The 20,142-nt window shown below is 36.6% G+C and carries 15 protein-coding genes and 1 pseudogene; 6 read left to right on the forward strand and 10 right to left on the reverse strand.

Annotated features, from left to right (window positions below; all coding sequences use genetic code 11):
• The first annotated feature begins 3 nt into the window (after positions 1–3).
• A complete protein-coding gene (gene ftsY, locus GEZ84_RS01015) occupies positions 4–1,266 on the forward strand; it encodes a signal recognition particle-docking protein FtsY (RefSeq protein ID WP_153222941.1) in 1,263 nt (420 codons plus the stop codon).
• Here the strand turns inward: ftsY and GEZ84_RS01020 are convergent, their stop codons facing one another.
• The 7 genes from GEZ84_RS01020 to GEZ84_RS01050 all read right to left on the reverse strand — a co-directional run bounded on the left by GEZ84_RS01020 (position 1,267) and on the right by GEZ84_RS01050 (position 8,600).
• Positions 1,267–1,494, reverse strand: coding sequence for a hypothetical protein (locus GEZ84_RS01020; RefSeq protein ID WP_153222943.1), 228 nt, complete (start codon positions 1,492–1,494; stop codon positions 1,267–1,269). It lies immediately after the preceding gene.
• Positions 1,495–1,600: 106 nt separating this feature from the next.
• On the reverse strand, positions 1,601–2,776 hold the full coding sequence (locus GEZ84_RS01025; protein WP_153222945.1) for an MFS transporter: 1,176 nt from the start codon (positions 2,774–2,776) through the stop codon (positions 1,601–1,603).
• Entirely contained in the window at positions 2,760–3,875 is a 1,116-nt protein-coding gene (locus GEZ84_RS01030; protein ID WP_102211146.1) for a biotin carboxylase, read from the reverse strand. The genes GEZ84_RS01025 and GEZ84_RS01030 overlap by 17 nt, the downstream gene beginning before the upstream one ends.
• Positions 3,872–5,077 (reverse strand): ATP-grasp domain-containing protein, encoded by a 1,206-nt coding sequence (locus tag GEZ84_RS01035; protein ID WP_153222947.1) that lies wholly within the window; start codon positions 5,075–5,077, stop codon positions 3,872–3,874. Before GEZ84_RS01035 ends, GEZ84_RS01030 begins: the two co-directional genes overlap by 4 nt.
• A gap of 2 nt (positions 5,078–5,079) precedes the next feature.
• Complete coding sequence (locus GEZ84_RS01040; protein ID WP_153222949.1) at positions 5,080–6,165, reverse strand: hypothetical protein; 1,086 nt, start codon at positions 6,163–6,165, stop codon at positions 5,080–5,082.
• A complete protein-coding gene (locus GEZ84_RS01045) occupies positions 6,146–7,030 on the reverse strand; it encodes a GSCFA domain-containing protein (RefSeq protein WP_153222951.1) in 885 nt (294 codons plus the stop codon). The genes GEZ84_RS01040 and GEZ84_RS01045 overlap by 20 nt, the downstream gene beginning before the upstream one ends.
• Entirely contained in the window at positions 7,023–8,600 is a 1,578-nt protein-coding gene (locus tag GEZ84_RS01050; RefSeq protein ID WP_153222952.1) for a helix-turn-helix domain-containing protein, read from the reverse strand. The genes GEZ84_RS01045 and GEZ84_RS01050 overlap by 8 nt, the downstream gene beginning before the upstream one ends.
• A gap of 323 nt (positions 8,601–8,923) precedes the next feature.
• Here GEZ84_RS01050 and tnpA point away from each other — a divergent pair.
• Positions 8,924–9,442 (forward strand): annotated as a pseudogene (gene tnpA, locus GEZ84_RS01055) (IS200/IS605 family transposase).
• 135 nt (positions 9,443–9,577) lie between these two features.
• Here tnpA and zwf read toward each other — a convergent pair.
• The 3 genes from zwf to GEZ84_RS01070 form a co-directional block, all read right to left on the reverse strand.
• Positions 9,578–11,068, reverse strand: a complete 1,491-nt coding sequence (zwf, locus tag GEZ84_RS01060; protein ID WP_153222954.1) for a glucose-6-phosphate dehydrogenase — start codon at positions 11,066–11,068, stop codon at positions 9,578–9,580.
• Positions 11,069–11,218: 150 nt separating this feature from the next.
• Positions 11,219–11,959 (reverse strand): amino acid ABC transporter ATP-binding protein, encoded by a 741-nt coding sequence (locus GEZ84_RS01065; RefSeq protein ID WP_001096324.1) that lies wholly within the window; start codon positions 11,957–11,959, stop codon positions 11,219–11,221.
• A complete protein-coding gene (locus GEZ84_RS01070; protein ID WP_153222956.1) occupies positions 11,959–14,124 on the reverse strand; it encodes an ABC transporter substrate-binding protein/permease in 2,166 nt (721 codons plus the stop codon). The genes GEZ84_RS01065 and GEZ84_RS01070 overlap by 1 nt, the downstream gene beginning before the upstream one ends.
• Positions 14,125–14,295: 171 nt before the next feature.
• Between GEZ84_RS01070 and GEZ84_RS01075 the strand changes: the two genes are divergently transcribed.
• From GEZ84_RS01075 to GEZ84_RS01090, 4 genes are all read left to right on the forward strand, one after another.
• The gene (locus tag GEZ84_RS01075) at positions 14,296–15,249 is read left to right on the forward strand and encodes a CPBP family intramembrane glutamic endopeptidase (RefSeq protein ID WP_153222958.1); all 954 of its coding nucleotides are present in this window, start codon (positions 14,296–14,298) and stop codon (positions 15,247–15,249) included.
• A gap of 76 nt (positions 15,250–15,325) precedes the next feature.
• The gene (gene uvrB, locus GEZ84_RS01080; protein ID WP_153222960.1) at positions 15,326–17,314 is read left to right on the forward strand and encodes an excinuclease ABC subunit UvrB; all 1,989 of its coding nucleotides are present in this window, start codon (positions 15,326–15,328) and stop codon (positions 17,312–17,314) included.
• A gap of 19 nt (positions 17,315–17,333) precedes the next feature.
• Complete coding sequence (locus GEZ84_RS01085; protein WP_153222962.1) at positions 17,334–19,208, forward strand: DUF2971 domain-containing protein; 1,875 nt, start codon at positions 17,334–17,336, stop codon at positions 19,206–19,208.
• A gap of 212 nt (positions 19,209–19,420) precedes the next feature.
• Entirely contained in the window at positions 19,421–19,888 is a 468-nt protein-coding gene (locus GEZ84_RS01090; RefSeq protein WP_153222964.1) for an 8-oxo-dGTP diphosphatase, read from the forward strand.
• Positions 19,889–20,142: the final 254 nt, after the last annotated feature.

Below are 20,142 nucleotides of genomic sequence, written 5' to 3' on the forward strand. Positions count from 1 at the left end.
GATATGGGATTATTTGACCGTCTATTCGGAAAAAAAGAAGAACCTAAAATCGAAGAAGTTGTAAAAGAAGCTCTGGAAAATCTTGATTTGTCTGAAGATACTGAGCCTGCATTTATAGAAGCTGAGAAAGTTTTTCAAGAAGAAGCAGAAGTTGAAAGTTCTGAAGAAGTTGCGCTCCAAGAAGAGGAAAATCAAGAGACAGTTGAAGAAAGTCAGGATTCAGAGCCAGTTGTAGAAGTTCAACAAGAAGAAGTCGCAGAGAAAGAGAATCCTGAACTTGAAGAATCTGTAGAAGAAAATAATTCTGAAGTTCTTGAGGCAGAAAGGCCTCAAGCAGAAGAAACTGTTCAGGAAAAATATGACCGCAGTCTTAAGAAAACTCGTACAGGTTTCGGTGCTCGCTTGAACGCCTTCTTTGCCAACTTCCGCTCCGTTGACGAAGAATTTTTCGAGGAACTGGAAGAACTGCTGATCATGAGTGATGTTGGTGTCCAGGTGGCTTCTAACTTAACAGAGGAGTTACGTTACGAAGCCAAGCTTGAAAACGCCAAGAAACCAGACGCACTTCGCCGTGTCATCATTGAGAAATTGGTTGAGCTTTATGAAAAGGATGGTAACTACGATGAAAGCATCCACTTCCAAGATGGCTTGACAGTCATGCTCTTTGTTGGTGTGAATGGTGTTGGGAAAACAACCTCTATCGGGAAACTAGCCCACCGCTATAAACAAGCTGGTAAGAAGGTCATGTTGGTTGCGGCAGATACCTTCCGTGCAGGGGCAGTAGCCCAGCTAGCTGAATGGGGACGTCGTGTGGACGTTCCAGTTGTGACTGGACCTGAAAAAGCTGATCCAGCTAGTGTTGTCTTTGATGGTATGGAACGTGCCGTGGCTGAGGGTATCGATATTCTCATGATTGATACTGCTGGTCGTTTGCAAAACAAGGACAACCTTATGGCTGAGTTGGAAAAGATTGGTCGTATCATCAAACGTGTTGTGCCAGAAGCCCCTCATGAAACCTTCTTGGCTCTTGATGCATCAACAGGTCAAAATGCTCTAGTACAGGCCAAAGAATTTTCGAAAATTACCCCTTTGACAGGAATTGTCTTGACTAAGATTGATGGAACTGCTCGAGGTGGTGTTGTTCTAGCCATCCGTGAAGAACTCAATATTCCTGTAAAATTGATTGGTTTTGGTGAAAAAATCGATGATATTGGAGAGTTTAACTCAGAAAACTTTATGAAGGGTCTCTTGGAAGGCTTAATCTAATCAGAAGCAAAAATCCTGCAAGGTAGAAACTTGCAGGATATTTTTTATTGTAAGAGCGATGAGTTGTAAATATTTTGAAATGAGTTTATTTTCCGTTAGAGTGGTGGTATCTTGTGATTCAATAGATTTCAATATTTCTTGTAATTTTTCAGATGGTTGATGGTTGAAAATCTTTAAAGCATCTTCATTTGTTAGCTTTATATCACATGTTAAACTGATTGTAGGCACTATCCTATCTCCTATCACTACTTAAATTTATTATAGCTTATTTCAAAAAGATTTTCAATTTTGAATTGAATAATCTTCCTAATTTTGTGCTGTGTAGCTGGATGATTTAACTTTTTTGGGAACTCTTATTAAGTGCTAGTAAACTGATTATATAAATCAGCAGTTGAATAATACCTATATATTGAAATATTTGCCAATTTTTAAAATCAATCCATGATGCAAACATAGTTCCGAAAGGAGCAAAGATACCACTGATAGTGAATATGATGCTAAAAATGCGTCCTAAGAAATTGGAATCTATAGAAACTTGGAGATGTGACATTAAATTCACATTGAACATTGAAACAGTTGTAGAGAACAGAGCAAATAGAATCAATAAGATAATTTGCGAGGATTGAAAAAGATTAATAAGTATTAAGGAGACTGCACCTGGCAATAAGAAATGAAGAAAGTATCTCGGTTCAATTTTTTTCTTGTTTAGACTGATGATAAGAGCTCCTAAGATACTTCCGATAGATTGAGAAACGAGAATATAAGCAAAAATTTGATGAAATTGAGAAAACGTTGATGTGAATGGAAGATAGAAGGAATAGATCGCATCTAAGAAATTTAGAAAGGCGGAAGAAATTAAAATGGTTAGGAGTGTTTTGTCTTCATAGAGGTAGGTAAAACCTTCTCTTAATCCAGTAAAAAATTTTGATTGGATAGTATTATGGTGATGTAAAATGTGAAAACGATATTCACACAAAGCTGAAATAATAAAAGAGAAAGAATTAATCAGCATACCATATCTAAATCCAAATTGATGGATAACAAAGACGGAAGCTAGCGGTGCTCCAACTCCAACAATCTCAGCCACTATTTTAGAAATAGAGTTATAGGTAAAGATTCCATCGCTGGAAAGAAGGTCTTTTATAATAGCCTTATAAGCTGGACCGTTAAAACTAAATAAAATAGCCAGTAATATATTGACAACAACCAATATCCAGATATTTTGCGGATTATAAAATAAAAATAGTAAGAAAGTTGCAATTGCAGCAATCACATCTGTTAGAATGAGCATACGTTTTCTATCGCTAAAATCAGCAACATATCCTGCAAATAGATTAAATAGTAAGCGAACAATGGATTCGCTAGACTGATAAAGCATCATAAAGAATGAGGATTGAACGGTAAGATTTGCGATTAATAGTTTATTGGCATAATCAAAAATAATATTACCCAAGTTTGTTGTTTGTCCCCTGATAATCAGTAGTAGGATATTTTTATTCTCTTTGTTCATACTTATATTCCTCAAGTAGCTCGTTTATGAGTGTAAATTCCTTCTCATTCTTTACACTAGTAGTGATGAGATAGCGTAAATCATCTAGTGAATGAGCAGGACAGTTTATCTTTTCAGGATATTCTCTAAAAAATTCGATAGGGATAGGGAGCTTTGGAGGAGCTTGATGATGGCCATTCTGAAAAATAGCTAAAGTCAGTGCAATTTTACTGGGCGATGTTGGAATCTCTGCTGGTATAGAAACACTATTTATAAGGTTCCAGTAAGTATCTAGGATATCAATTTGAAAGGCACATTTGATAAGCAAAGGAATATTTCCTCCACCAAACCGCTTTCCAATTTCACAAAAGCTTACCTCATCTGTAGTGGAGTTATAAAAGAACTCTGCATGGAAAGGATGTATTTTCTCAGTTCCTAAACTGTCCAATACTTTTTGGGTCTCAGTTTTTAATCGTTGAATGAAGAGGGGATTATTATAGTGAGAGTTTGTACGGACGATATTGATGAAGGTTGTTTTAATATCTAGGATATTTCCTATATATTCATGTGTAAAAAAGTATTGGATTTTTCCATTAATAGCTATACCATCACAAGTAAACATGGTATCAAATTGTTCCTGACTTTCTAAAAGAAAATTCTCAGCTGTATAATACTCTGGTATTTGAGAGATAATATGAATATCTTTGCCAGAAGCTTCACATCTAGGTTTAATCAGAAAGGTATTAGGAAGACTATCATTTGGGTTCAATAGTTGAGGTTGACTGATTTGTTCACTCAGCTGAGTGCGCATGATTTTCTTGTCTTTATAAGTATAAGCGATTTTCCAAGCCTCTTTATCGGAGGTAAAAAGCGATTTTAAGATACCGACAATATGCATGAGTCCTTCATCTAGTGTGAAAATATCCTCTATGTTCTGTATATCTTTGAAAAAAAAGAGTAGATTAATTTGGCTAAAATCATCTATACAAAAAATTTGGTTCTTTAAAAATCCAACTGAAAGATAATTTTTTTCTTGTCTGCTAGGACAGATAATACCTAAATTTTCTTTTGCTTTAATACCAATACTTGCAGGAGAAAAGCGATAAATAAAATATTTCATTTCTTATACCTCGTGTTTTCTAACACCCAAGTCTCAGCTCCTAAGAGATTGTTTTTTGTTTCTCGGAATGTTGAACCATGACAAGAAAAACCGACAACAGCATCTGCACTGTGAAAAGCAGAATGCAACTGTTTACCAATTTGCGTGTAAGTAATATAGTCAAAGATAGAATACTGTTCTTTTATCGTTTCCGTTAGTTCTGGGAGTTGTTGGATGACTCCTTCCTTTTTGGCAGTTAGGAGCCAGCCAGTAACTGGAAATACGGTTGGAAGTATGGGTAAGGTGTCATTACAGATGGCTGTCAAGAGAAGCTCAAGTGGATTGTAGGTCAGTTTATATTGTAGATTTTGACGAATCCGTGCACCACCAATGCGTGAAGCAATTTCCAAAAAAATGATTTCGTGTCCATCGTAAAACACCTCTAAGTGAAAAAGAAATGTTCCGTCTGGGTAGAGTTTTTTAGACAGTTCAGAGGCGTAATCAACAAGTTTTTTGAAATGTTTTGAAGTGTGATCCAAGGAAACTCCCGCAGCTGAAATTCCTTCTTTAATTAGCAAGGGATTGAAGATATATTGGGACGGTTCACAATAAATGATATTTCCATGCGATACAAATCCATCTATGTGATAAACATCTGAATAAATATATTCTTGAACCAATACAGTCTTATCTCCCCAAAAGTTATCGGAATCAAAAGGACTTAAGTCGTTATCACTTTTTAAGTGGAAAGTGTCAACAGAACCAGCTCCATCCAAAGGTTTTAGAATAATATCTCCATGTTGTTTGAAAAAGTTTTTCAATTCCGCATAAGATGATATTTTCCAAGAATGGGGGATTTTAAAACCTAGTTCACTGACTTTCTGTGTCATTTTGTCTTTATCACGGAAAGTTTTAGCTTGACTGACTGATTGACCCTTAATATGAAATTGTTCTCGTAATTCTGCAGCCAATACCATATCAAACTCATCTAAAGCAACAATCGCATCGAAATGAGATTGTTGTAGTATTCCTTGTGAGGTTTCTTTTCTCTTTTCAGGATAATGTTGGGTAGTAACTAGAGTGACATTGGTTGGTTTATTCGTTTCAAATGATTCTACTTTGCTATCATCAATCAGGAGTGTATAGTGATGATTTTTGGAAAGACAAGAGTAAATATCGGTGTAAGTTTCACGATAGGGGTGTAAGATAAGTAATTTTGCCATGATTATTTATAACTTTCTATTGGATTTTGATAGAGGTTTTTATGCGAATCTCTATAATAAGCAAAGTTGCTCGGCAACTCAGGTAGTTTGTAAGTGGGATCAATCTGATTTTTGTAGAGTTTATAAGGAATACCTAATGTCTGATAGGCATAATCTGCCCTCATTGTATCCCTACTCTTTTTGACTTTCTTTAATGCTTTATTGATATTCCGAGAATATTCCTTGTACTGTTTTAGCAATTCGATTTTAATCGTTGAAAACTCATTTAAGACGTCCTCTAGTGAGATATTATGAATATCACATTCCAAAAAGATTTCTCTAGCTAGTTTTTTTAGGGCATAGCTGTGTCTATGATTGCCAAATGTTCCAATTTCCGGGAATAAAATGGTTAAAGCTTCTAGTTGACTGATGAAAAAATGCGTCAGTTCATGACTACTAGAAAATTTATATAACTTATTGTAGGTGGCTAGAAAATTTTGCGACTCGTAAATAGATTTCGCTTGTTCACGAATCATATCTAATCTTAAAGGGAAAAGAACACTGTCTATTTGTGATTGAAGTCCTCCTTGATAATTTATCAGCACAAAATTTGCCAGAGTCACTAGACCGTTATGGTATTGGACGCAAATTTTAATGTAGTAGTGATTTCCAGACAAGGGAACATCACATCGTAGACGTTCTTTATCAATTTCGATAATATGGTTGGTAACTTTGTACAGTTGCTCAAGAGCATCAGTAATTTTGGGACAGATAATGTAAATATCATCAAAAGGAATCCATTTATTTAAAAACTTAGTAATAAAAGTTTCAATAATTTGTCCATATTTCTCTTCATAGAATGAAAATAAACTAATTAACGTTTGGCATGGGGTAGAGATAGGGTTTACTAAGTTAGCAGGGTAGACATTTCGGAAACAAACTTGTTCTTTTACATATAAACCATATTTCTTTTCTTTAAAATACTCTAGCTCATCTTGAATGGGTGAAAAAGTAAATAAGTTCTTTTCTTCTCTTATCAAAGGCGATGATGGGAGAGTCTGAGCTTTAAAGATATGTTGTAAATCGTCACTATAAGTATTCTTTACCATTGATTTTACCTCGGCTATCGACTTTGTTGATTGCAAATGGTTTGTGGGGTGTATCTAATAGATAATCCTTGTTAATTTCTTTAACAATGTGTTTAGATACATCTGCAATTAGCTTTACAGAAGGATGCCTTCCATCCTCTTGGAAAGGATGATTATTTTTTTCAACATAGTATTTGAATAGTTCATATTCAGGAAAGTAATAGTCGTACCCTAATTCCATAATAGCATCTTTGATAATCCGATAATTTTCAGTTGTAGCTAGATGAAGATTTTGAAATTTTTCAGAAGTTTTAAGAAGTACATAGGGGATTGAAAATTGAATCTTAATGTCAGGATTGATAAGATGCACGATTCGCATAATTTCCTTAGAAAAGTTAAGAATATCGTCGGAGGATAGATAAACATTTTTAATCTCTGGGTTGAAAAACTGATTTTTTGGAAGTCTGTTCATTACGTGTTTAGACTTAGACCACATTTCAACGGATCCGAGAGAGACGATTAGTAAATCTGATTCAGTTATTGCTCTCTTAACACAAGTATCAATCTGTAAATTTTCGTTTATGACCTTTTTAAAACTCTCTGAACGATTCCAAAAACGAACTTCATCATAAAATACTTTTTGTTTGGTATCTATCGAGATATGATGATTCAATTCAAATGCAATGATTTCTAAATCCTTTAGTAAGGATGGTGCATTAAAAACGGTATCATAAGGAGAAAAAGTTTTAATTTGACTGTTGGAAAAATAGTCAATTCCAAGGGCTAGATTTTGAGCAGTGCATGCACCTAAGAAACAAGTTGTCTTGGGAAGATATGTCAGAAATTTCGTAGATTTCTTTGATGAGTAAAAGTGTAGGTTATCCATAAATCTCTCCTTTATATCCTAATGAACTTAATACCTTTTGTATGTTTCCGAATCCGTGAAGAACAGTGTCAAAATTTGATAGCATCGCTTTATCAAGATGAACTTGAATGATTCCCATCAAGATAGCCATACCTGCACATGTATCATTTAAATGATACATTTTTAAATTTGTGTCAATATCTGATAGTTTGTCTTGTGTTTTTAATGCACCGTTACTCAAAACTTTTATTCTAATTCCCAATTTGTGTAATTCTGCAATATGATTGATTCTTTGAATAAATACTTCATCAAATAGGATGGATGATATATTGTGAAATGCTAAAAATTCTGATAGAATAGGACCTAAATCACTTGTAATAAATGGTGCAGCACCTAAACGTAAAAATTCAAAGTACTCGGACTCTATTTGAGATGCTTTTTTGAACTGAATTGTGTGTTTGTCTTCAATGATATCTAGTCCTAATTTTGTAAAAAGGTCAATGTAACTTTGAGGAATATCTCTGATAAATACATTGTCAAAAATGATATTTTCTAACTCATCCCAGAATAGCAAGACATAGGATACAAGCATAGACATATCGGGAGGTAATGTGATTTCTGTATCTTTAATTTCAATAGAATCCACTTTGGAAATGACAATTTTATCAGATGTTAGATATTGCACTGTACGATTAGTTGAAGACTCTAGTAATGTAATGAGATAGGACACAGTAGGGTCTGGTGATAGACCGTTGATTCGAATTTCGTTTGGATAAAAGTAAGCCAAGCTAATAGCATTGAAAAAAGCTCCCACACTCTTGCTACCATCTGCGTAACAATTTAAGGATATGTTTTTATTTAGCAAGTCATTCTTCTCAGAATAAAAGATTTTATTCTCTTCTTGATAGGTATAGCTCGCTACGGTAGAGAGAATATCAAGGTGTAAGTCAATAGGTCTGAAACAAAAATCGTCTCCTCCAGGAAATGCAAATAAAAGATGGTGATAGCGATAAGTCAAAGCTGTTATAGTACCAATGCTAGCTCTACTAATTTTATTGAGAGATGTAATATCTGTAGGCATCCTTTTAGAGCTAACCTCGATAGTATCTTCATAGGCGAAAGAATCAGACAACTCATTCTTTCCAAATTCATAGAGTATATTTAGAAAATCAAAGGCAGTAGGGCAGTTTCTAATTATTAACTTGTTTTTATTCAAAAATAAACAAGATAATAGAATATGAACGCCGATAACTTTATCTCCTTCGATTTTAACGTGAATCTTTTGAGTGCTGGTAGCTTCAGTCTGCTCTTGTCTTTGTAATTTTAAATTAAAATGCTTGGGTACAACGCCATCTGATATTTTAGATATGCTTTCTTTAGTTAAAGCACTTGGTTGATTTAAACTAACTTCTAAATCTTCGAAGGATATTTCTAGTAGCTTTGCATAAGCTATTAAGTCTCTAACATTGATATCACGAGAGTCATTTTCCCAATTTGAAATAGCCTGTCGGCTTAGTTTTAATTGATTTGCTACAAATTCTTGAGTAAACCCCATTGCTAATCTACGTTGCTTTAGAAAGTCACCAATCATAGGCGTATGCCTCCCTTATGTTAATTTAATTCTTATTATACTCGCATCAAAATAAATTTCAAGAATTTTCAGGCAACAATTTGTTGCGTAGCATGATGATCTAATATCTTCAGTAAACGGGCACACTTGTTTATGTCTAGGAGGGACTGATGCGTCAGCTCTCCCGTTTTTATTTATGTGACTATTAGTCCGTCTCGCTCCGCTAGGTGCGAGACAAAAAAACCACCCGCTATGCGGGTGCGCGTCGAAGGTTATACTCAAAAAACTCCAAACGCGATACAATAAAGGTGTTCAAGCCAATTGTAAAGCGAAAGGAGAAAAATATGGCGCAAAAGGCACATAGTTTATCACACACAAAGTGGATGTGTTCTATCACATTGTGTTCACCCCTAAGTATAGACGAAAAGTCATTTATAATCAATATCGAAGCAGTTTGGGAGAAATATTTTACCGATTATGTAGTTATAAAGAAAGGAGTTGAAATTATCGAGGGTCATTTAATGCCAGACCATGTACATATGTTAGTAAGTATTCCACCAAGGATAAGTATTTCGAGTTTCATGGGTTATTTAAAAGGTAAAAGTGCACTCATGATGTTTGACAAACACGCCAATCTCAAGTACAAGTTTGGTAATCGGCATTTTTGGGCGGAAGGTTATTATGTGAGTACAGTAGGTCTTAATGAAGCCATAATTAAGAAATATATTCAAGATTAAAGAAATTATCTATTGGATGATTTCTTCACGAGTATGAAAATTTGAGAACGAGTAAAGCATGATATAGCACTAGATAAATTAAGTGTAAAAGAATATGAGGATCCCTTTAGGGATAGTGGTAAGTAATACTAAAGCCTCTTTAAGAGGCAAGTGACGAGTCAAGAGCAATAAGGCTTGAACAACGTGAAAGCCAGCGTCTTTAGGCGCTGGCTGGTGATTTGGGCTTATAGCCCTAGTGCAAGACACCTATTTGACGGGTGGTCATGATTCTAAACGACCATCTTGACGGTAGGCGATATCTGGTTGCCAAGTCCATCTGGCATCGAATTTTTCAAGTAAGTCAAAGCTTGCTTGAGGTCCCATGCTTCCGGCCTTGTAGTCGTGAAGTGGGGCACCGTTTTCAGCCCAGAGTTCTTCGATACGGTCAATCAATTTCCATGACGCACCAACTTCATCCCAGTGGCTAAAGTTAGTTGAGTTGTTATTTAAGACATCATAAATCAATTTCTCGTATGGTTCTGGAGAAGCACCAGTTGCGGTCGCATCTGTACGGTAATCAAGCGAATTTGGAGCCAAGTTGAATTCTTCACCAACCTCTTTACCATTTAGGCTAAGAGAAAAGCCTTCTGTTGGTTGGATATAGATGGTCAAAATGTTTGGAGCAAGTGGTTCTCCAAAGATAGAGTCCATTTGTTTAAAGACGATGTTGACATGAGTTCCTTTCTCAGTCAGACGTTTACCAGTACGGAAGAAGAAAGGAACACCACGGAAGCGATCGCTGTCTACAAAGAAAGCACCAGATGCAAAGGTTTCAGTTGTTGATTCTGGATTTACATTTGGTTCACTACGGTAAGAGATATACTTCATACCATCAATTTTACCAGAACGGTACTGACCACGAATAAACTGTTCTTTAAGTTCTTCATCAGTTGGATGATAGAGGTTTTTAAAGACCTTAATCTTTTCAGCTCGAATCTCATCTTTTGTGAAACTTGCTGGTTTATCCATAGCAAGAAGGGATAGGAGTTGGAGCGTATGGTTTTGAACCATATCACGAAGGGCTCCTGATTCATCATAGTAGCCACCGCGTTCTTCAACACCCAAGCGTTCAGCAAAGGTAATTTGTACATTATCAATATGCTCACGGTTCCAAACATTCTCAAAAATCATGTTAGCAAAACGAACCGCAAAGATGCTTTGAATCATTTCTTTACCAAGATAATGATCAATACGGAAAATTTGTTCTTCGTCAAATGTTGCTAGGAGCTCATCATTCAACTTGCTGGCAGTTGCGTAATCTGTACCAAATGGTTTTTCAACGATTAAGCGTTCAAAACCTTTACCATCTACAATGTTTTCAGACTTGAGGTGTTTAGCAATGGTTCCAAAGAACTGAGGTGCCATAGACAAGAAGAAGAGCTTGTTGTGTTCAGCTTGGTACTTGTCATTTAGTTCAGCCTGCAATTGACGTAGAGCAATGTAGTGTTCTGTATCATTGACATCATGACTTTGATAGTAGAAGTGGCTAGCGAACTCCTGAGCCTGTTCGGTACTATCTGCCAAATCAAGGATAGATTCGACAACAACAGATTCAAAATATTCCTTGCTCCAAGGACGACGGGCAGTTCCAATAACTGCAAAGTGCTTGGAAAGATTGCCGGATTTATAAAGTCTAAAAAGGGAAGGGTAGAGCTTGCGTTTAGCCAGGTCTCCACTCGCACCGAAAATTGTAACAATAACCTTAGATGACATCTAGCTACCTAATTTCTATTTTTATTCCTAGTCTTGCTAGGTATGAGGAAATCTCATTTCATAAACTTAATTCTAACATAATTTTCCGAAAAATCAAAAAATCCAATACGAGATAGAAAAAAACTGCAAGGAAATCCTTACAGTTTGAGTTTAAACGTTTAAGACCTTGTCCAAGAACTCTTTCAGACGTGGGTGTTGAGGGTTATCAAAGATTTGATCAGGTGTTCCGTCTTCAAGGAACTCACCATCTGCAGTAAAGATAACGCGGTTGGCAACCTGACGGGCAAATCCCATCTCATGGGTTACGATAATCATGGTCATACCTTGCTCAGCCAATTCCTTCATAACGTTCAGTACGTCTCCGACCATCTCAGGGTCAAGGGCAGAAGTTGGTTCATCAAAGAGCATGATGTCTGGATTCATTGCTAGTCCACGAGCGATGGCCACACGTTGTTTTTGACCACCTGATAGGCTATCTGGGTTAGCATTAGCTTTATCTGCTAGCCCAACCTTTTCAAGCAATTCCATTCCCAATTTCTCAGCTTCTTCCTTAGTCATCAACTTGTGCTCAATTGGAGCAAAGGTAATGTTGTCCAATACGGACATGTGTGGGAAGAGGTTGAAGTGTTGGAACACCATACCGATATTTTCACGGACGTGGTCAACGTTGGTTGTTTTTTCAGTTAAGTCATAGCCGTTCACAGTGATGTGACCGCTCGTAACTTCTTCTAGAAGATTGAGGCTACGGAGGAAGGTCGACTTACCAGAACCTGAAGGCCCGATGATACAAACAACATCTCCTTCATAGAACTTAGTCGTAATTCCTTTTAGGACCTTATTTTTTCCATATTGCTTATGTAAATCATTTACATCAATTTTTAATTTTGCCATTAACGAATCCTCTTTTCTAAGCGTTTCGCTAGTCTAGTCAAAAGTGTGATAATTACAAGATAGAAGATAGCAAGGATTGCATACATCTTGAAACTTTGGTAGTTACGGGCAATGATAATCTTACCAGTTTGGAAGAGTTCCACCAAACCGATAGCAGATACGATGGTTGTATCTTTAAGAGCGATAACGAATTGGTTAACAAAGTTTGGCAACATCAATTTAGTTGCTTGTGGCAAGATAATCTTACGCATGGTTTTTCCATAAGAGATACCCAAGCTTCGGCTGGCTTCCATTTGGCCAACTGGAACGGCCTGAATACCACCACGAACGATTTCAGCGATATAAGCTGCTGCGTTGAGTGAGAGGGCAATAGTACCAGCTACGAAGTCATTAATTGGGCTTTGTTGCCCTGTCATAGATTCGATGAAGTTTGGAATTCCCCAGAAGATGAAGGCTGCAAGAATCATCAATGGAATACCACGGATAACGTCAACGAAAATCTCAGAGATCACGCGAAGAGATTTGTAGGGGCTAACGCTAAACATACCGAAGATAATCCCGATAACAATGGCAATAGCAAATGAGATAAGAGCTAGAGCAAGGGTGATACCAAGCCCGCTAAGGAGTTGTTTGTAGTTGTTTTGGAGCAAGCCCCAGATAGTTGTCTCATCAACAGTGCTTGTTGAAGCAGATGAAGATTCGCTAGCTAGGTACTTATCAAGAATCTTTTGAAATTCACCGTTTGCTTTGAGGTTTGCAAGTCCGTTGTTGAACATTTGAATCAGTTCTGGATTTGCTCCTTTTTTAACGGCAAAGGCTGTTTCACCGATTGGTGTTCCAGCGATTGGTGTTTTCAATTTTTGTCCTTGGCTGATAGAATATTTGAGAACAGGTTCATCATCCATAACGGCATCAATGGCACCAGTGTTTAAACTGTCATACATTGACGAACCATCAGCAAAGGTTTTAATTTTGTAGCCGTATTTACTTTGATTTTCTGTTAGGAAGGTTTGAGAAGCAGTTCCGTTTTTAACACCAACTGTCTTCCCTTTCAAATCTTCATAAGAAGCAATAGTGCTTGATTCCTTGACACCAAGGATAGTATTGGCAGTGTAGTATGATTCTGAGAAGTCAAAAGTTGCCTTACGAGCATCTGTGACAGACATACCAGCAATGATACCATCTGCTTGACCAGCTTGGACAGCGCTAATCGCTGCATCGAAACCTGGGTTAGTAATTTCAATTTCAAAACCTTGGTCCTTAGCGATTGCCTTAATCAATTCCATATCAATACCAGTGTATTGGTTGCTTGAATTTTGGAAAACAAAAGGTGCAAAAGAAGAATCGCTGGCAATGATGTATTTAGCTTTAACAGGAATGGCTTTTAATCCTGCTAGAGTAGTTGTAGTTGGCACTGCTGAAGATGATGAAGCAGTCCATTTCTTGATGATTTTATCAAGACTACCATCTTTTTTCATTTCAGCCAAGGCTTGGTTAAATTCAGTAACCAAGTGCTCGTATTTGCTTCCTTTTTTAACACCGAAAGCAAAACTTCCTACAGCTTCACCATCCATTTCAATATGGAGGTCTTGACCTTGGTTAATGGCATACTCGATAACAGGTTTATCATCCATCATGGCATCGATGGCACCAGCACTCAAGCTGTTGTTCATTAAGTCACCAGTATCAAATGTTTTAATAGTAAAGCTGTATTTATCTTTGATTGTTTCAAGGAAACGTTGAGCGGCTGTTCCGTTTTTAACACCAACGGTTTTGCCAGTTAATTGGTCATATTTACTAATCTTGTGTGCCTTTGTAGTTGCAATGACAACTTTTGTATCATAGTAAGTATCAGACATGGTGAAGACTTTTTCACGTTCTTTCGTTTTTGTCATTCCTGCCATGATAGCGTCAGCTTGGCCAGCTTGAACCGCATTTACCGCTGCGTCAAATCCAGGATAGGACATCTGAATGTTCCATCCTTTAATCTCAGCGACTTTATTGATAATGTCAACATCAATTCCTTTATAAGTTTGATCTGAATCTTTAAACTCAAAAGGTGCATAGGCGGTATCAGATACAATCTTAATTGTTTCAGCTTTCGCAATACCTAATGAGAAAATTGGGAATAAAATTAGCAAAAATGCTAGAAATTTTTTCTTCATTTTTAGTCTCCTTTTCCGAATATTTTCCCATTATATCAGAAAAAGTAAAAAAAGGCAAATTTTTATATTTTTGTGTCAGAAAATGTAACATTGTTTTTTCTTTTCTTTCTTGAATTGCTATTAAAAAGTGCTATAATAATAGTATATAATGGAAGAAAAGAGGACAGGGATATGAAGGATAAAAGAATATTTAAAGACTTCCAAGCTTCAAAAATGAGATTAAACATTTACACAAGTCCCTTATTAGCCTTTGTTTTTGTCTTTATAGGAGAGTTTGTGGCTTATACTTTGTATGGTATTATCTTGTTAGCTCTCATCGGACTTGCTAGGAATTTTGGAGAGACTGGTCAAAATCTTGCAAGCTACTTGCAGACATTGCAGCAGAGCTTGATGGATAAAACAAGTGACATCCATTTAATATTTGAATTATTGTCCTTTGGTTTTATCATCTTAACTGTGTTCAGATGGACTAGAAAAGTTGAGAAAAGACCTATTCGAACTTTGGGATTTTATAGAGAGAATTTCCTCAGCAATCTTGTTAAAGGATTTGGGCTAGGTCTGGCACTTTTTCTTCTTACTTTGTTAGGTTTAGTGGCCTTGGGGCAATATCGTTTGGAGTCCATTCGCTTGAATCCTTATTCGTTTTTCTTTGTTATTTTTACTATCCCATTTTGGATTTTACAGGGGACAGCAGAAGAAGTGGTGTCCCGTGCTTGGCTCCTTCCTCAGTTGGCTTCAAGAACCAATTTAAAACTTGCTGTTGTCATATCTAGCATACTTTTTACCCTGCTTCATATGGGCAATTCTGGTCTAACACCTCTATCTCTAGTGAATCTCTTCTTATTTGGAGTTGCCATGTCTCTTTACCTTCTCAAAACCGATACTGTCTGGGGTGTTGCAGGTATTCATGGAGCCTGGAATTTTGCTCAGGGCAATCTTTTTGGCATTTTAGTTAGTGGTCAACCGTCAGGAACGTCTCTGATGACCTTTTTACCACAAGGCAATCAAGGCTGGTTATCAGGTGGTTCTTTTGGTATAGAAGGTTCTATCATGACAAGTCTGGTCTTGTTACTTTTGATTGTCTATCTCGCTTACCAATTAAAGAAAGAAAATGAAAGGATGTGACTTCGGTCCGTCCTTTTCTTCGTGAAAATGCTGTAAGTATGCTAAAATAGAAACAGCACATCGAAAGAGGATTCTTATGATTAACCGCATTACTGACAATCAATTTAAACTAGTATCAAAATATCAACCCTCAGGAGATCAACCTCAAGCTATTGAGCAGTTGGTAGATAATATCGAGGGTGGAGAAAAAGCTCAGATTCTGATGGGGGCGACCGGAACAGGGAAGACCTATACCATGAGTCAGGTTATTTCCAAAGTCAATAAGCCAACTCTGGTCATTGCCCATAATAAGACTTTGGCTGGTCAGCTCTATGGGGAGTTTAAAGAATTTTTCCCTGAAAATGCTGTTGAGTATTTCGTATCCTACTATGATTATTACCAGCCAGAGGCCTATGTCCCTTCTAGCGATACCTATATTGAGAAGGATAGTTCTGTCAATGACGAGATTGACAAACTCCGACACTCAGCGACTTCAGCCCTTTTGGAGCGTAATGATGTTATTGTCGTGGCCTCAGTCTCTTGTATCTATGGTTTGGGTTCGCCCAAGGAATACGCTGATAGTGTCGTTAGTCTCCGTCCAGGTCTTGAAATTTCTCGTGATAAACTCTTGAATGACTTAGTTGACATCCAGTTTGAACGTAATGATATTGATTTCCAAAGGGGAAGATTTCGCGTTCGTGGGGATGTGGTGGAGATTTTCCCAGCCTCTCGTGATGAGCATGCCTTTCGAGTAGAGTTCTTTGGCGATGAAATCGACCGTATTCGTGAAGTGGAGGCTTTGACAGGTCAAGTCCTTGGCGAAGTGGATCATTTGGCGATTTTCCCAGCTACTCACTTTGTGACCAATGACGACCATATGGAAGTTGCCATTGCTAAGATTCAGACCGAGTTGGAAGAGCAACTAGCTGTCTTTGAGAAGGAAGGCAAACTGCTTGAAGCCCAGCGTTTGAAACAGCGGACAGAATATGATATCGAAATGCTGCGTGAGATGGGCTATACCAACGGGGTTGAGAATTATTCACGCCACATGGATGGACGGAGTGAAGGAGAGCCTCCTTATACGCTTCTCGATTTCTTCCCAGATGATTTCTTGATTATGATTGACGAGAGCCACATGACTATGGGACAAATCAAGGGCATGTACAATGGAGACCGTTCGCGTAAAGAAATGTTAGTAAATTATGGTTTCCGCTTGCCGTCTGCTCTGGACAATCGTCCTCTCCGCCGAGAGGAGTTTGAAAGCCATGTCCATCAGATTGTTTACGTTTCAGCGACACCAGGTGACTATGAAAATGAACAGACCGAGACAGTGATTGAGCAAATCATTCGTCCAACGGGACTCTTGGATCCTGAGGTGGAAGTCCGTCCGACTATGGGACAGATTGATGATCTTTTGGGTGAAATCAATGCCCGTGTTGAGAAAAATGAGCGTACCTTTATCACAACCTTGACCAAGAAAATGGCAGAGGACTTGACCGACTACTTCAAGGAAATGGGCATCAAGGTTAAGTACATGCACTCAGATATCAAGACTTTGGAACGGACGGAGATTATCCGTGACCTGCGCTTGGGTGTCTTTGATGTCTTGGTCGGAATCAATCTGCTCCGTGAAGGGATTGACGTTCCTGAAGTGAGTCTCGTAGCCATTCTTGATGCTGACAAGGAAGGTTTCCTTCGCAACGAACGTGGACTCATCCAGACCATTGGTCGTGCTGCTCGTAATAGTGAGGGACATGTCATTATGTATGCGGACACTGTTACCCAGTCTATGCAACATGCTATTGATGAAACAGCCCGCCGTCGCAAAATCCAGATGGCCTATAATGAAGAACATGGTATTGTACCTCAGACAATCAAGAAAGAAATCCGCGACCTGATCGCTGTGACTAAGGCAGTTGCCAAGGAAGATGACAAGGAAGTTGACATCAATAGCCTTAACAAACAAGAACGCAAAGAACTGGTCAAGAAACTAGAAAAACAAATGCAAGAAGCCGTCGAAGTGCTTGACTTTGAACTAGCAGCTCAGATTCGTGATATGATGTTGGAAGTCAAGGCGTTGGATTAGGATGTTAGGAGGAGATGAAATGGCAAAGTTAAATTATTTTACAGATGAATTTAGTGAATTTGAATTAGAAGATCATTTTGATTCCCTGAATAAAGAAAAACTGAAATCCGAACTTGAAAATTTTATAAATCAATATTTAGATTTATCTGAAGAAGAACAATTGAAATATACTGAAACTGTTCTTTATGTCTGTAGAAATCTTTTAGAGAAAAATGATAAAACTATCCAAAAAAAGATTTTAGAAACTATAAACATAATACAATCAAAAAAATCACAAGGATATAGTTGGGATGAAATCTTTGAATATTTATCAAATCTTTTTTCATATTTACTTGAAACAAACGATTATGAAGAATATTCTAAATTGTTTGAAAGTGAGAGTTATTTCTTCAAAATTCTTTCTTTATTATTAAAAGATAATCTAGAGGATAGAGAATTCTTTTCTTCAGACTTACTTTCAGTTTTTGTTGTATTATTTGAAAAAGATAGTTTGCCTGAAGAAAGAAGAAACTATTTTAAGAAGGAATTAGAATCATTCATTAGCTTTATATTTAAAGATAATGATTTTGAAGATAATGATTTTAAACACATTGTATATTGGTATTTTGAGTTAGACAAACTTGTTTCAATTTTTAAATTTGAGCACTTAAAGAAAATTAATAACTATTATATTAATAACACTCAATCTGATGATGTTGAGGAATACTTGGATTTTGTTTCAAGACACTTTGATGACGTAATTAAAAGTTCGATTGATGTTGTTCGAAAGATAGAAGAAGAAAATGATTCGGATATCATCCTAAACAAAGCTATTAAGTTAATTGAGAAGTATGATAATGATTATTTAAATGAGAAAAGTGACCCAGAAGCTATCTCGTCATTAGGAGCTGATCAACTTTTAGAACAAGCGGACAAGATTATATACTATATACGTTCTAAATTGACTGTTGATGCAAATGAGTTGAAAGAAATAGGTTCCTTTGGACATTATACTAAGATTGACACATTAACAAATTATCTTATAAAAGCTGACTGGAAAGATGACAATAAAAATGAAAATGATTCTAAAGAAAAATCTCCCTTTTTACGACTGACTAATCTAAAACAGTTAAATGACCCAATGGAAGGAAGAGTAATATATGATTATTTGGGTATAAATAATACGTTTTTCAAACAATATCAAACTTCCAATGTTTTTATATCCTCTCTAACCACGGTATCTGATAGTTTACCTATGTGGAAGGAATATGCAGATTCATCTCAAGGCGCTTTCCTTGAATATGATCTATCTTATCTTGAGGATATAGTTGCTCATAAATCGATAGAGTTTGTTAAAGTTCATTATTTAGATTTAATGTCAGAGAATAAAGATGAAACAGATGTTGGTAAATCTCTTGATAAATTAAAACAGCTATTTGAAAAATTGCAAGAGCTGGAAGCTGAAAAAGAATTGATAAGTTTTGCTGAGAAATTAAAGAAGATTTCTTACCTTTTTAAAGTTAAAGACTATGAGTATGAGATGGAGTATCGTATTCTAATCAATCTAGATGATACTTCTGTAAAAACACTTATTGAAAATCATAATAAAAGTTTAGATAAAGATAAGGATTTATTAAAAGATAAGGGTTTATTAAATGAAAAGTACTTGAAGAAAGAAGAAATTGGGTTAGAAATTTTTGATAAAGTTAACTATAATGATTTTAGGAAGTATATCGTATTAAGCCCAAAAGATAATGGCAGATATGATTTATTTGTATATATCAATCTGGCTCCTTTGAAATACTCAAAAGTTATTCTGGGGCCAAAGGTCACGGATGCAGACTATATTGCTCCTTATCTCAAACTTGCCAATCCTGATATAGAGATAGAAAGTTCAAAGATTCCTTATCGTTAAGTTGAGAACGATTTAGAGCAGAAGATGGAATGGCAGAATTTATTTCAAACGGATAGATAATTCAGAGATACCAGATTCCTTATATGAGTTTTCTTACCACTATTGTGCTAAAGGATGGCGTTCAGTTAGTAGTGTCTCTTAACAGTTTCATAGTTATAAGGTAATTAAGTTTAAAGTGAAATATAATCCAAAATTAGAAAGCGAGTAAATTTATGTCCCGTTCCCAATTAACGATTTTAACAAATATTTGTCTGATTGAAGACCTCGAAACGCAGCGCGTGGTGATGCAGTATCGCTCTCCTGAAAACAATCGCTGGTCTGGTTATGCCTTTCCAGGAGGCCATGTAGAAAATGGCGAATCTTTCGCAGAGTCTGTCATTCGTGAAATCTATGAAGAAACAGGGTTGTCTATCCAAAATCCTCAACTTGTCGGCATTAAAAATTGGCCACTAGATACAGGTGGGCGCTATATTGTCATTTGTTATAAAACGACCGAGTTTACTGGAACTCTTCGCTCTTCAGATGAAGGAGAAGTTTCTTGGGTGCAAAAAGACCAGATTCCAAACTTGGATCTGGCCTATGATATGTTACCCTTGATGGAGATGATGGAAGCTCCTGACAAATCAGAGTTTTTCTACCCTCGCCGTACAGAAGATGATTGGGAAAAGAAAATCTTCTAGTCTTTTACTAAATAACCGAGCTAATCCAAGGCCTCCTCGATATAGTGGAGGTCTTGTTGTGTTTCCTGTCTAATAGTAATAGAAGATTTGGAAAAAAAGTATATATACTTGCTAAAATTAAATGCTAAAGGTAAATTCCCAAACTAAGTTCCACCGCTAGTAGAAGTGGAAGTTAGTCTGATAAAAATCGTAAAAACCAGTGGAAATCCGTTTCAGGGTAAGTTCCACTGGTTTTACTAATGCTTGATTTCATC

Source organism: Streptococcus mitis (assembly GCF_009496155.1).
GTDB classification, from domain to species: Bacteria; Bacillota; Bacilli; order Lactobacillales; family Streptococcaceae; genus Streptococcus; species Streptococcus mitis_BQ.